The organism is Microbacterium sp. zg.B48, from assembly GCF_024623505.1.
Classification (GTDB): Bacteria; Actinomycetota; Actinomycetes; order Actinomycetales; family Microbacteriaceae; genus Microbacterium.
Map to the genome: position 1 here is coordinate 68578 of NZ_JANJFE010000016.1, position 12852 is coordinate 81429.

Here is a 12852-nt window from a genome sequence, read left to right on the forward strand (position 1 = left end):
AGGGGGAAGGGCGGCGCGCGGGTCCCGTCGGCTCAGGCGCGCCGGCTGCGGCGCATCCGCTCGTACGCGGCCAGCGCGGCCTTCCTCGACTCGCCGAGGTCCACGATCGGCGGGGGCGCCAGGGCCTCGGCATCCGGCCCGTACTCCGGTGCCCAGCGGCGGATGTACTCGGCGCGCGGATCGAACTTCTTCGCCTGCAGCTCGGGATTGAAGACGCGGAAGTACGGGGCGGCATCGGCGCCCGATCCGGCGACCCACTGCCAGTTGAACGGGTTGCTCGCACCGTCGGCATCCACCAGCGTGTCCCAGAACCACTCCTCACCCCGCCGCCAGTCGATGAGCAGGTTCTTCACGAGGAAGGATGCCGTCACCATGCGGATGCGGTTGTGCATCACCCCTGTCCGCCACAGTTCCCGCATGCCGGCATCCACCAGCGGGATGCCGGTGCGACCCTGCTGCCAGGCCCGCAGCTGCGCGGGCCGCAGGCGAGGCCAGGGGAAGCCGTCGAACTCGGGGCGGAGATTCTGCGTGGCCAGATCCGGGTGGTGGTACAGGACGTGGGCGGCGAACTCCCGCCAGCCCAGCTCGGCGAGGAAGCGCCCCGCAGACTGACCGGCGCCGATCGCCTCGTGCCAGACGGTGTGCGGGCTCAGCTCGCCCCACCGCAGACGGGGAGAGAGCCGGGAGGTCGTTCCGGCCGCGGGTTCGTCCCGGGAACGGTCGTAATCGGCCAGGTCCTCGGCGAGGAACTCGCGCAGCCGCGTCCGCGCGGCCGGCTCCCCGGGTTCCCACGTCTGGCGCAGGCCCCCCGCCCAATCCGGGTCGGTGGGCAGCAGAGCCCAGTCGCCGATGTCGTCGCTGCTAGGCGCCGCGGCGGGGCCCCGGATCCGCCGCGGTTCGGCCAGCGGCGCGCGCGGCGCCGGGCCCGACTGGCAGGCCCGCCAGAACGGGGTGAACACCGAGTACGGCGTCCCCGAGCCGGTCAGCACCGTCCACGGTTCGAACAGCAGCGAGGCCGCGGACGACGTCGCCGTCACGCCGCTGCCGCGGAGCGCGGACTTCAGCGCCGCATCCACTGCCCGCTCCGCCCCGCCGTAGCGCCGGTTCCAGAAGACCGCGCCCGCCCCGGCCTCCCTCGCCACGTCCTGGACGACGGATGCCGCCGCCCCTCGCCGCAGGACGAGCGTCGAGCCGCGCTGCGCGAGCCGGTCCGCCAGCGAGCGCAGGCTGCCGTCCAGCCACCACTTGGCCGCGCCGCCGAGGGGACGGATGCCGGGCGACTCCTCGTCCAGGACGTACAGGCCGATCACCGCCTCGTCGCGCTCGACCGCGGCGCGGAGCGCAGGATTGTCGGCGAGGCGCAGGTCATCGCGGAACCACACGATCGACGGCCCGCTCATCATCGGATGGTATCGGCGGCCGGCTCGCGCGGACGAGGGTTGACACCGACGCTGCTGCGCGCCGCGCCTGCCGCGCGCGGTAGTCGCCGCACCTCCGTACTCGTGTCCCGCTTGTGCATGCGACACGCCGCGGCGCGCGTGCATAACTGGGACACCGAGCGAGAAGAACAGAAGCTGTGGCACTCCGCGGCTCAGAGGCGGGAGGTGTCGTGACCCTTCGGGAGGACCGTCAGCAGCCCGCCTTCGACGACGCGGCAGCGCATGCGCACCGCTTCGCCGAACTCGTCGCCGTCCAGCTGCACCGGCTGCGCCGTCGAGGTGGCAAGCTCCAGGCCCTTGCCGCGGGCGTACAGGACCGAGTTGTCCTTCGTGCGCAGCGACAGCACGTGACGTCCGGCACGGAAACGGCGGAGGATGCTGTTGTCCCACGCCACGCGGCGCCACACCAGCAGCCAGCCGAGCGCGTTCTTGGGCTGGAAGATCGCGACGTCCAGATCACCGTCGGTCACGGATGCCCCGGGGATGAGTTCCAGGCCCGCCGGGAGAGACCCGCAATTGGCCACCAGGATGCTCTGCACCCGCGCCGAGTGCAGGCGCCGGCCGGGCACCTGGTAGACGATCCGGAAGGCCTTCGCCCCCGCGAGCGACCGCGCCGCGCCGTCGACGTACGCGATCCACCCCACCCGCTTCTTGAGCGTGCCGTTGGTGTTCGCGATCATCGCGGCGTCCAGGCCCATGCCGCCCATCACGACGAAGGCCCGTTCCTCGCTGGTGCCGTCCTCGCGCCGGATCGCGGCGAAGCCGACATCAACGGGCAGCGTGTCGCCGTCGAAGGTCGCCTGCACCATGGCCTGGGGGTCCGTCAGCGGCAGCAGCAGGTTGCGGGCGAGCAGGTTGCCGGTGCCGCTGGGCACGATCGTGAGCGGGACGCCGCTTTCGCTCATCGCCTCGGCGACCGCACGGACGGTGCCGTCGCCGCCGGCGACCAGCACGGCAGCGGCGCCCGCCTTCAGCGCCTGGCGGGCCACGTCGTCGCCGAGATCGTCCACGGTCGTCTCATAGAAGAGGGGCTCGCCCCACCCGGCTCTCGCCGAGAGCCGCTGGACGGTCGCGCGCAGGGCCGCGGCATCCACCTTGATGGGGTTGTACACCAGCGCCGCCTGAGGCTTCGGCTTCTCGCCGCCGGCCATGGGCTCGGTCCTGCCCTCGGCGTCCACGCGCCGGGCCTGGCCGCCCTCCCCGTCGGTGGTGTCCGGGGCGATGTCCTCGGGCTCGCGGATCACCTCGTCGGGCTGTGCCGCCTCCGCAGGATCGACCGCTTCGTCGTCGGCGCCGCGGGGTGTCTTGGCGTCCCCATCGGGCGCGCCGGACGCGTCCCCTGCCGTCACCATGGCTCCACACTAGGGCCGGCCGGTCGCGCGATGCCGCTGAGTACACTTGTGGGGTGATCGATCCAGTCTTCCTCCGCGAAAATCCCGAGCTGGTCAAGCGCTCGCAGGAGGCCCGCGGGGAGTCGCCGGCCACCGTCGACGACGCCGTCGCCGCCGACCGTGAGCGCCGCGCCGCGATCACCGCCTTCGAAGAGCTCCGCGCCGCCCAGAACGCGCACGGTAAACGCGTCGCTCAGGCGCCGAAGGACGAGAAGGCGGCCCTGGTTTCGGCGGCCAAGGAGCTGAGCGAGCAGGTCAAGGCGGCGCAGCACGCGGTGACCGCCGCGGAGCAGGCGGCCGACACCGCCCTCGCCAAGCTCGAGAACATCGTGATCGAGGGTGTCCCCGCCGGCGGCGAGGACAATTTCGTGACCCTGCGCACCTTCGGCGAGCCGCCGGTGTTCGACTTCGAACCGCGCGACCACCTGGAACTGGGCGAGATGCTCGGCGCGATCGACATGGAGCGCGGCACCAAGGTGTCCGGCAGCCGGTTCTACTTCCTCACCGGCATCGGCGCACGACTCGAGATCGCCATCATGATGCTGGGCCTGGACCGGGCGCTCGCGGCCGGCTTCGTCCCGCTCATCCCGCCGACCATGGTCCGGCCGGAGGTCATGCGCGGCACGGGTTTCCTGGGGCAGCACGCCGACGAGGTCTACCACCTCGAAGAAGACGACCTCTACCTGGTGGGCACCAGCGAGGTGCCGCTCGCCGGCTACCACATGGACGAGATCCTCGATCTGGGCAAGGGGCCCAAACGCTACGCGGGATGGTCCACGTGCTACCGCCGCGAGGCCGGCTCCTACGGCAAGGACACCCGCGGCATCATCCGCGTGCATCAGTTCAACAAGCTCGAGATGTTCGTCTACACGACACCGGAGGATGCCGAGGCGGAGCACCTGCGCCTCGTCGCGATGCAGGAGCAGATGCTGCAGGACCTCGGGCTGGCCTACCGGGTCATCGACGTCGCCGCGGGCGACCTCGGCTCCAGCGCCGCGCGCAAGTACGACGTCGAGGCGTGGGTGCCGACCCAGGGTGCGTACCGCGAACTGACCTCGACGTCCAACTGCACGACCTTCCAGGCGCGCCGGCTGGACATCCGCTACCGGCCGTCTGTGGACGGCGGGACGGGCGCGGGCAAGACGCAGCATGTCGCCACGCTGAACGGCACCCTGGCCACCACGCGCTGGATCGTCGCGATGCTCGAGACCCACCAGCGGGCGGACGGCTCGGTCCTGGTCCCCGAGGTGCTCCGGCCGTACCTCGGCGGCCTCGAGGTCATGGAGCCCGTGGCGTGACGGAAGCGCATCTTCCGCCCACGGGCAGCATCGAGGTCGTGCCGGAGCAGGCGGCGGCGGACCTCGTCGAGGGTGTCGCCCGCGATGCGGAGGATCCCGGCATCCGCACCGAGCGTCTGCTGGTCGTGCTGGACATCGACGGAACCATCGTCTTGGAGGACGAGACCCTCAGCCCGGGAGTGGTGGAGGCGGTCGAGCACGCCCACCGCGCCGGGCACGAGATCATGCTCGCCACCGGCCGCAGCTGGGAGGGCGCCAAGGCGTTCCTGGAATCCCTGAACATCGCACCGGAGTTCGTCGTGTGCTCCAACGGCGCGGTCATCCTGCGCAAGGCCGATGCGGGTGACGGATCCTACGAGCGCTTCCACACCGAGACGTTCGACCCCACCGAGGTGCTCGCGCTGCTGCGCGAACACCTGCCCGACGCGAAGTACATGGTCGAACTGGCCGACGGGCGCCGGCTCTACACCGAGCACCTCGGGGACTGGAACCTGGAGGCGGCCGACCGCGTGCCGTTCGAGCAGCTCGGCTCGATGCCGGTCTGCCGCATCGTCGTGGTCTCACCGGGCGACACCGAGCAGGACTTCGTGGAGCTGGTCGAGCGCATCGGGCTGAACGAGGTGTCGTACGCGGTCGGGTGGACCGCCTGGCTGGACATCGCCCCGCAGGGCGTGGACAAGGGCAGCGCCCTCGAGCGCGTGCGCACCTGGCTCGGAATCGACCCTGCGCGCGTACTGGTGATCGGCGACGGGCGCAACGACCTCGGCATGTTCCGCTGGGCGCTCCAGAACGGGGGCCGAGCCGTCGCGATGGAGCAGGGCCCGCAGGAAGTCCGGGATGCCGCGGGCGAGATCACCCTCTCGGTGCAGGCCGGCGGAGTGGCCGAGGTGCTGCGCAACCTCTGATCCGCGGGCGGCGGCGCGTCGCGAGCGTGCGCAGAGACACAGGAGCCGTCCAGGCGGTCTTGGGAGAATCGGTCGGAGGTGCTCGGCTAGACTCGACGCCTGTTCGACGGATGCCGCGATCTCGCGTCACCTGTCGGGAGGGTTGTCCGAGCGGCCGATGGACCTGGTCTTGAAAACCAGTGGGCAGCAATGTCCCGTGGGTTCGAATCCCACACCCTCCGCGCAATGCCGCTTTCCGCTTCGGCGGGAGGGGGCGGTGCAGATCCGAAGCATCCCGGAAGGACGCGAGTGAGCCCGACGACCAAGCCCTCCACACGTGGCCGCCGCACTGTCGCGCGCCACGGGGAGCTGAAGTCGCCGCATCCGGTGGCGATGCTGATGAAGATCCTCGGGATCTTCGTCGCCGTGGTGCTCGTCTCCGGGGCCGGGGTCGCCGCATACGCGCTCACCGACCTGACCACCAGCTTCACCGAGGATGCCGTGGACCTGGACGGCCAGGAGTCCGTCCCGCCGGACATCGGCGCGATCGAGGGCGGAGTGAACCTCTTCGTGGCCGGCACGGATGCCTGCGAGCCGGCATACGCCGAATACTTCGGCGACCGCTGCACCGGCCCGGATGCCGAAGGCGAACTGAACGATGTGAACATGCTCGTGCACATCTCCGACGCTCCCCGCCGCGTCACGGTGATCTCCTTCCCCCGCGACCTGATGATCCCGATCCCCTCGTGCACCGCCGAGGACGGCTCCGAGACGCCGGCGATGAGCAAGCAGCCCATCAACACCGCGTACTCGTACGGGGGTCTGTCGTGTGTCGTCAAAACCGTATCGGCGCTCAGCGAGCAGCCGATTCCGTTCGCGGCGAAGGTCACCTGGGGCGGCGTGATCGAGGTCACCAACGCCGTCGGCGGCGTGGACGTGTGCTTGGCCAGCGGCATCCGCGATTACTACACGGGCATCGACTGGCCGGCCGGGATGCGCAACATCCAGGGCATCGAGGCGCTGCAGTTCCTGCGCACCCGTCATGGCGTCGGCGACGGCAGCGACCTGGGTCGTGTCAGCAACCAGCAGCAGTACATGTCGAGGCTGGCACGCAAGCTGGTCAGCGAGGACGTGCTGTCCGATCCCGGCGCGCTCATGAAGCTCGCCACCACGGCGGTGGACAACGTGACCCCGAGCAAGAGCCTGACCAATCCGCTGACGCTCGTGCAGATCGCCCTCGCGGTCAAGAACGTGCCGTTTGAGGAGATCGTCTTCCTGCAGTACCCGGTCGTCACCGACCCGAACGACCCGAACAAGGTCGTCCCGAACTACGATTCCGCGCAGGCCATCTGGGATGCGCTCGCGGCCAACCAGCCCCTGCAGCTGACCGGTGACGCGGGTTCCAACGAAAGCGTCGTCGTCGTCGAGCCGGAGACACCGGTCGAGCCCACCGTGCCCGACCCGTCCGCGCCGCCCGTGCAGGAGTCGATCGCGCTCCCGTCCGACATCACCGGGTCGACGGCCGCTCAGGAGACCTGCTCGAACGGAAACCTGCGCGACTAGTCCGGCAGACTGAACTCCCCGGTCGGTGCACGCGTTTCGACGCTCGGGTGAGGCGTCAGCGGTCGGTTCGCCGGTCCGGCCGCCAGCGGTTATGATTGCTGGGCGCATCACCGTGGTTTCTGCCACAGATGCCTGGAGACGTCGCATAGTCCGGCCTAGTGCACCACCCTGCTAAGGTGGAGACCCCTCACGGGGTCCGAGGGTTCAAATCCCTCCGTCTCCGCCACCGTATCTGCCTCAAGTTCGTTGATTTTCCGCGGTTCTCGAGGGCTGGCTTGGCGGCTGAAGCCCCGCGTGCCCACCGTTTGCCCACATTTGTTATCGGCGAAGGCTCGCGCGGTGATGCTTGAGGGGAATCCAGAGCGTGTGCCCGTGGCATGCTTTGCGGTCCGGCCCGCACGCACAGCGGCACAGTCAAACGGCCGTGATCACGATCACCGAACTGTCCTAGTCTCCGTGACGGGGCCCACCGAGCTGGCTTGAGCGGCTGCGATCGAGTGCGGCTGAGACTGCGTCCAGATCGTCGTCGAACAGGTCGGCATAGACGTCGAGCGTCATGGCGGCGGACGCGTGACCCAGCATGCGTTGGATCGCCTTGACATTGGCGCCGGCTTGGACGGCCAGCGACGCTGTCGTGTGACGCAAGTCGTGAATCTTGATCCTGGGCGCACCGGCCGCGGCTGCTGCGTTCTTGAACCATGACTTCGAGTTCTTGCTGTTGCGTACACGCTTCATGAAGTCGCCTGCCCGGCTCGGGAACACCAAGTCATCGGGGCCGAGACCTGCGATCCGATCATGGATCTCTTCGCGCAGGAACGATGGCATCGGAACATGCCGGGTCTTGTGGGACTTCGGAGTTCCCTCAATGATCTGTCCGCCGACCTCCACCGCGTTCTGCACGACCCAGATCCGTGATCGCGTGAGATCGACGCTGTGCGCCCGTAGCCCGATTGCCTCTGCCCAGCGCAGGCCGGTGTAGGCCAGTGTGCGGATAAGCGTCCCGTACTCACCGCTAGCTGCCGCGAGCTGCTCTACCTGAGTGTGGGTGAGATCCCGACATCGACTTATGGCTGAAGCCTCCGCCACGGGCGGCCGCTCGACGCTACCGCGTCTCGGATGCGACAGCGTCGGCGGCTTCGTGGAGTGCCGCGACCGCCTGCCGAATCGAGGTCGATGGCAGGCGCGCCTCCGGGGCGGACACCGAGACCGCCATACGCACGCCGCCGGGCACGGCCACGGCCAGGCACCGCACTCCGACCTCCTGCTCGCCGTCGTCGACGGCGAAGCCGCGGGCGCGGATGACGTCGAGATCGGCCATCAGATCGGCTGTGCGTGCGTGCGTCGTTCCGGTGAACGTCGGCATGCCGGTGCGCTGGATGATCGCACGGACTTCGGCATTCGGGAACTGCGCCAGGATGGCCTTGCCGACCCCCGTCGAGTGCGGGTACACCCGGCGCCCGACCTCGGTGAACATCCGCATCTGGTGTCGCGATTGCACGTGTGCGAGATAGACGACCATGTCCCCGTCCAGGTGCGCGAGGTTGGCCGACTCCGCCGTCGCGACGGCGAGACGCTCGAGGAGCGGCCTGGCCCACGTCGACGTGCGCGACTTGGCGCTCTCGCCCAGGGGGATGAGGGCGGGACCCAGTGCGTACCTCCGGGACGGGAGCTGTCGGGCGTATCCGAGCTCGACCAGCGTGCGAAGCAGGCGGTGGGTCGTCGGCAGGGACAGGCCGGTGAGGCCGGTGATCTCGGAAACGCCGAGGGCACCCTCCGTGCTGCCGGCGATCGTCTGCAGAATCGCGAAGCCGCGGTCGATCGACTGCACGCGGGGCGTGGCGCTCAAATCAGTCCTCTCCTGCGATGAGATGCGGTTTCCGCATTACGGAAACACTTTTCCGAAACTATCACGACGCGTCGTAGCTTCCACATGTCTCACCCGCAGACCGGAAGGAATCGCCATGACGAGCATCGTCAGCACCGAACGTGTCCCGCGTGCCGACCTCGATGTCTCCGAGTCGCTCGCGACGTTCGTGGAGGGTGATGCGCTGCCGGACTCCGGCATCGATCCCGAGCGATTCTGGAGCGCCTTCAGCGCGCTCCTCCGAGACTTCGTGCCCCGCAACCGCGCCCTCCTCGGGGAACGCGACCGCCTGCAGGTCCGTATCGACGACTATCACAGGGATCGGCCCGGACTGCCCGACCCGGTGCACTACCGCGCGTTCCTCGAGGACATCGGCTACCTCGTCCCGGAGCCGGAGCCGTTCACGATCACGACCGTCGGCGTCGACGACGAGATCGCGCGGTTGTCGGGTCCACAGCTCGTGGTGCCGCTGCTGAACGCGCGCTTCGCCGTGAACGCCGTGAACGCGCGCTGGGGCTCGCTCTACGACGCGCTTTACGGCACGGATGCCGTGGCAGATGCCGGCCGCCTCGCGCGAGGCTCCGACTACAACGCCGAGCGGGGGGCAGAGGTCGTACGTCGTGGACGCGAGGTGCTGGACGTGGTCGCGCCGCTCGTGAGTGGGTCTCACGCCGAGGCGACCGCCTACCGGGTACAGGACGGCGCACTCGTGGTCGAGCGGGGCGAGTATGCCACCACCACGCCGTCCGACCCCGTGGCCTTCGCCGGTCACATCGGCGACCCAGCGGCACCGAGCTCCGTGCTCCTCACGCACGGGGGCCTGCATGTCGAGATCGTCATCGATCCTCAGGGCTCGATCGGGGCGACCGACAGCGCGGGCGTCCAAGACGTCCGCCTCGAGTCCGCCCTCACGACGATCATGGACCTGGAGGACTCCGTCGCGGCGGTGGATGCCGAGGACAAGGTGCTCGGCTTTCGCAACTGGCGTGAGCTCATGCGGGGTCGCCTCACCGAGGTGGTCACCAAGAACGGTCGCACGTTCATGCGCACGATGAACGACGATATGGCCTTCGTCGGACCGGACGGGGGAGTCGTGACGGTGCCCGGGCGATCGCTGATGCTGGTGCGCAACGTCGGGCATCTCATGACGACCGACGCCGTGCGCGATGCCGCTGGCGCGGAGATCCCCGAGGGGATCCTCGATGCCGTCATGACCGCTCTCGGTGCGCTCCCCGACCTGCGCGGTCCGAACCGCGGCGGCAACTCCCGCACCGGATCGATGTACATCGTGAAGCCGAAGATGCACGGCCCTGAAGAGGTGGCCTTCACGGTCGATCTCTTCGGTCGTGTCGAGGAGATGCTCGGTCTTCCGCCGCGCACGATCAAGATCGGCATCATGGACGAGGAGCGCCGCACGACTCTCAACCTGCGCGCATGCATCGCCGCGGCGCGGGATCGCATCGTCTTTATTAACACCGGCTTCCTCGACCGCACCGGCGATGAGATCCACACGTCGCTCCTGGCGGGGCCGGTTGTCCCGAAGGCGCAGATGCGCAACCAGGTCTTCCTCGAGGCCTACGAACGCGCCAATGTCAAGGCGGGACTGGAAGCCGGATTCCCCGGTCGTGCGCAGATCGGCAAGGGCATGTGGGCCATGCCCGACCTGATGCACGCGATGGTCGAGCAGAAGATCGCCCACGTGCGCTCCGGTGCGTCGACCGCATGGGTGCCGTCTCCCACTGCGGCGACCCTCCACGCGGTCCATTACCACGAGGTCGACACCGCCGCCGCGCGGGACGGCATCGCACTCGACGGTGATTCCGAGCGCGATGCTGTCCTCGTACCGCCTCTGTCGCGCCATCCCGTCGACGCCGCCGACATCGCCACGGAACTCGACAACAACGTGCAGTCGATCCTGGGGTATGTAGTGCGCTGGGTGGACCAGGGCATCGGATGCTCCAAGGTCCCCGACATCCACGGCATTGGACTCATGGAGGACCGTGCGACCTTGCGGATCTCCAGCCAGCTGCTGGCCAACTGGCTGCGGCACGGCCTGATCGACGCAGCGGGCATCGATGAGAGCCTGCAGCGACTCGCGGCGGTGGTCGATGGGCAGAATGCCAGCGACCCTCTTTACGAGCCGCTCGTCGGACCCCGCGGTCCGGGCCTGGCGTTCCAAGCGGCACGGTCGCTCATTGTCGACGGCGCCGCGCAGCCCAACGGCTACACCGAGCCCATCCTTCACGCGGTCCGGCGGGCCAAGAAGGTCGAGCAGGGCATCGCTCGCTGATCCCGCCGACTGCGGCGGTCTCAGCGGTCGAGCTCGCTCCGGATCGCCGCGAGCACGGACTCATCCCCGGGTTCCGTATCGGGTGAGAACCGGTCCACCACCTGTCCCGAGCGTGAGATCTGGAACTTCTCGAAGTTCCAGAGCACCTCGGGGTCGTCGGTCACCGCATTGCCCCGGTCGCGCAGTCGGCGACGGAAGTCGTCTTTGCCCGGCGGTGCGGATGCGGCGGGCTAGAGCTCGGTAGAGAGGATGCGCCGCTGTACCGATCGCGCTGATCTTCGACATGAAAGCGAACTCCACACCGTGGTTGACCGAGCAGAACGCGGCGATCGCGGCATCCGTTCCGGGTTCCTGTCCCTTGAAATCGTTGGCAGGGAAGGCGAGGACCCGCAGTCCCCGCGTGGCGAATTCCTCATGGATCCGCTGCAACCTCGTACTGCGGCGTCAGGCCGCATCGCGAGGCGACGTTCACGACGAGGCCCACATCGCCCTCGTATGGGCCGAGGGTCGTGTCCCGGCCGCTCATGGTGCGGAAGGTGATCTCGCGCAGCGCCTCGCCGCCGGTTCCGCCGCCGGCGCTCGCCGGGGTGTCGTCCATCATGATCAACAGGCTTCCTACCGTGCGGACACGTGGCCGAACAGGCGGGCGATCGGGGTCAGGATGAGGGGCCACTGCGGCGCCGTGTACGGCCCGTAGCGACGAGGAGGCGCGGAGGGCGCGGCCGGCGCACCGGCGCCGGCCCCGGCGGTCGCATGGAAGGCGAGCGGCACGGAGACATCGACCACGTCCCTCGGCTCCGGACCGGGCGACTCCGGGGGGATGGATGCCTCCTCGGAATGCTCCGACTCCGCTGTCTTCGTGGTGGAGTCCACGGTGCGAATGAAGACGGCGTTTCCGCGGCTCGGCGACCAGGGGTCGCCGCCCGCCCTCCTCGGCAATCCGCGGCGGAGGGTGGGGGATGCGTCGCCCTCGCTGTGCTTGTCGTGGGGTTCGTAGCGGACGACACCAGGCTCGTCGGGCACTCGGTCGGCCTCCCGGGCGGCCTCGCGGGCGGGCACGCCGTCGGCCACGCGAGCGGCTGGGAGGGCGGGTGGCCACGGTGGTCCACCCGATCTGCGCGGGAGTCCCTGGCGGACGATGATCTCGGGCACCGTGTCCTCAGCGCTTCGCATTCGCGTCGAGCGCGGTGATCAACTGCGGGACGACCGTGAACACGTCACCGACGACGCCGAAGTCCGCGATCTCGAAGATCGGAGCATCCGCGTCCTTGTTGATCGCGACGATCGTCTTGGCAGTCTGCATGCCCGCCTTGTGCTGCACGGCCCCCGAGATGCCGAGAGCGATGTAGAGCTGCGGGCTCACGGATACGCCGGTCTGGCCGACCTGATGCGCGTGGGCGACGTAGCCGGCATCGACGGCGGCGCGGGACGCGCCCACGGCGGCACCGAGCGCGTCGGCCAGATCCTCAACGAGGGCGAACTTCTCGGCCGAGCCCAATCCGCGACCCCCCGCGACGACCCGCGCAGCCCCCCGCAGGTCCGGGCGTGACGATGACGACGGGATCGGCGTCAGGGTTCCGAACCGCGCCGAGCGCCGTTGCGACGCGGGGGTGTCCAGGTGTTCGACGGGCGGGGATGCCACGGCACCTGCACGGGCATCGATCGATCCCTGTCGGATCGTGATGATCGGGGGGCCGAACGTCGCCGCGCTCACGACGTCGTAGGCCCCGCCGTACACCGAGTGGTGCGCGATGACTCCCTCGTGGTCGCGCGATATCCTGACGGCGTCGACGGCGACAGCGGCGCGGGCGCGCACGGCCAGTCGTGCCGCGACCTCGCGTCCTTCCACCGAGTGCGACAGTACGACGGCGTCGGTCCGGATGCGGGCGATGGCCGCGGTGAGGGCGTCTGTGCGGTCGCCCCCGGCGACGATCACCCCACCGGCGCCCAGGGCGGCGGCCCGATTGACGTGATCCGCCGCGGCCACCACGGCGACCGGAGTGCCGATCGCTGCAGCGGCACCGAGGAGTGCGCCGGTCGAGGGCGCGGGAGCACCATCGGGGGTCGTGTCCACAAGCACCAGCACCGGCGCGGTGATGTCATCGATGGTCGTCATTACTCGT

Annotated in this window: 12 protein-coding genes, 2 tRNA genes and 1 pseudogene; 6 read left to right on the plus strand and 9 right to left on the minus strand. The window is 69.4% G+C overall.

Translation table 11 applies throughout. The annotated features are described in order from the left end of the window. Positions 1-32: 32 nt before the first annotated feature. Positions 33-1400 (minus strand): deoxyribodipyrimidine photo-lyase, encoded by a 1368-nt coding sequence (locus NQ152_RS12415; protein ID WP_257524205.1) that lies wholly within the window; start codon positions 1398-1400, stop codon positions 33-35. 191 nt (positions 1401-1591) lie between these two features. Then, positions 1592-2590, minus strand: coding sequence for a diacylglycerol kinase family protein (locus NQ152_RS12420; RefSeq protein ID WP_257524357.1), 999 nt, complete (start codon positions 2588-2590; stop codon positions 1592-1594). Positions 2591-2844: 254 nt separating this feature from the next. Between NQ152_RS12420 and serS the strand changes: the two genes are divergently transcribed. The 5 genes from serS (at position 2845) to NQ152_RS12445 (ending at position 6801) form a co-directional block, all read left to right on the plus strand. Further along, positions 2845-4128 (plus strand): serine--tRNA ligase, encoded by a 1284-nt coding sequence (gene serS / locus NQ152_RS12425; protein WP_257524206.1) that lies wholly within the window; start codon positions 2845-2847, stop codon positions 4126-4128. Further along, entirely contained in the window at positions 4125-5033 is a 909-nt protein-coding gene (locus NQ152_RS12430; protein WP_257524207.1) for an HAD hydrolase family protein, read from the plus strand. Before serS ends, NQ152_RS12430 begins: the two co-directional genes overlap by 4 nt. 136 nt (positions 5034-5169) lie before the next feature. Next, positions 5170-5254: transfer RNA gene (locus NQ152_RS12435), tRNA-Ser, on the plus strand. A 67-nt stretch (positions 5255-5321) separates the two neighbouring features. Beyond that, a complete protein-coding gene (locus tag NQ152_RS12440) occupies positions 5322-6575 on the plus strand; it encodes an LCP family protein (RefSeq protein ID WP_257524208.1) in 1254 nt (417 codons plus the stop codon). A 134-nt stretch (positions 6576-6709) separates the two neighbouring features. Further along, positions 6710-6801 (plus strand) — tRNA-Ser (locus tag NQ152_RS12445). Positions 6802-7022: 221 nt separating this feature from the next. Here the strand turns inward: NQ152_RS12445 and NQ152_RS12450 are convergent. Beyond that, positions 7023-7661, minus strand: a complete 639-nt coding sequence (locus NQ152_RS12450) for a site-specific integrase (RefSeq protein WP_257524209.1) — start codon at positions 7659-7661, stop codon at positions 7023-7025. A 16-nt stretch (positions 7662-7677) separates the two neighbouring features. Next, positions 7678-8421, minus strand: coding sequence for an IclR family transcriptional regulator (locus NQ152_RS12455; RefSeq protein ID WP_257524210.1), 744 nt, complete (start codon positions 8419-8421; stop codon positions 7678-7680). 115 nt (positions 8422-8536) lie between these two features. Here NQ152_RS12455 and NQ152_RS12460 point away from each other — a divergent pair, with 115 nt between their 5' ends. Next, positions 8537-10729, plus strand: a complete 2193-nt coding sequence (locus NQ152_RS12460) for a malate synthase G (RefSeq protein ID WP_257524211.1) — start codon at positions 8537-8539, stop codon at positions 10727-10729. Positions 10730-10749: 20 nt separating this feature from the next. On the opposite strand, the gene NQ152_RS17280 is transcribed toward NQ152_RS12460, so the two are convergent. From NQ152_RS17280 to NQ152_RS12485, 5 genes and pseudogenes are all read right to left on the minus strand, one after another. Next, a complete protein-coding gene (locus NQ152_RS17280; protein ID WP_257524363.1) occupies positions 10750-10893 on the minus strand; it encodes a hypothetical protein in 144 nt (47 codons plus the stop codon). Positions 10894-11020: 127 nt separating this feature from the next. Continuing rightward, positions 11021-11158, minus strand: a pseudogene (locus NQ152_RS17285) (glutathione peroxidase); the annotation flags it as partial. Next, complete coding sequence (locus NQ152_RS12475; RefSeq protein ID WP_257524212.1) at positions 11142-11330, minus strand: hypothetical protein; 189 nt, start codon at positions 11328-11330, stop codon at positions 11142-11144. The pseudogene NQ152_RS17285 and the gene NQ152_RS12475, both read right to left, overlap by 17 nt. A gap of 14 nt (positions 11331-11344) precedes the next feature. Then, entirely contained in the window at positions 11345-11800 is a 456-nt protein-coding gene (locus NQ152_RS12480) for a hypothetical protein (protein WP_257524213.1), read from the minus strand. A gap of 88 nt (positions 11801-11888) precedes the next feature. Beyond that, the gene (locus NQ152_RS12485; RefSeq protein WP_257524214.1) at positions 11889-12845 is read right to left on the minus strand and encodes an electron transfer flavoprotein subunit alpha/FixB family protein; all 957 of its coding nucleotides are present in this window, start codon (positions 12843-12845) and stop codon (positions 11889-11891) included. Positions 12846-12852 lie beyond the last annotated feature (7 nt).

Bases quoted from the DNA above. Each gene is read 5' to 3' on its own strand.
- NQ152_RS12415 (WP_257524205.1), bottom strand. From the start codon at position 1,400: ATGAGCGGGCCGTCGATCGTGTGGTTCCGCGATGACCTGCGCCTCGCC.
- NQ152_RS12420 (WP_257524357.1), bottom strand. From the start codon at position 2,590: ATGGCCGGCGGCGAGAAGCCGAAGCCTCAGGCGGCGCTGGTGTACAAC.
- NQ152_RS12460 (WP_257524211.1), top strand. From the start codon at position 8,537: ATGACGAGCATCGTCAGCACCGAACGTGTCCCGCGTGCCGACCTCGAT.
- NQ152_RS12475 (WP_257524212.1), bottom strand. From the start codon at position 11,330: ATGATGGACGACACCCCGGCGAGCGCCGGCGGCGGAACCGGCGGCGAG.
- NQ152_RS12485 (WP_257524214.1), bottom strand. From the start codon at position 12,845: ATGACGACCATCGATGACATCACCGCGCCGGTGCTGGTGCTTGTGGAC.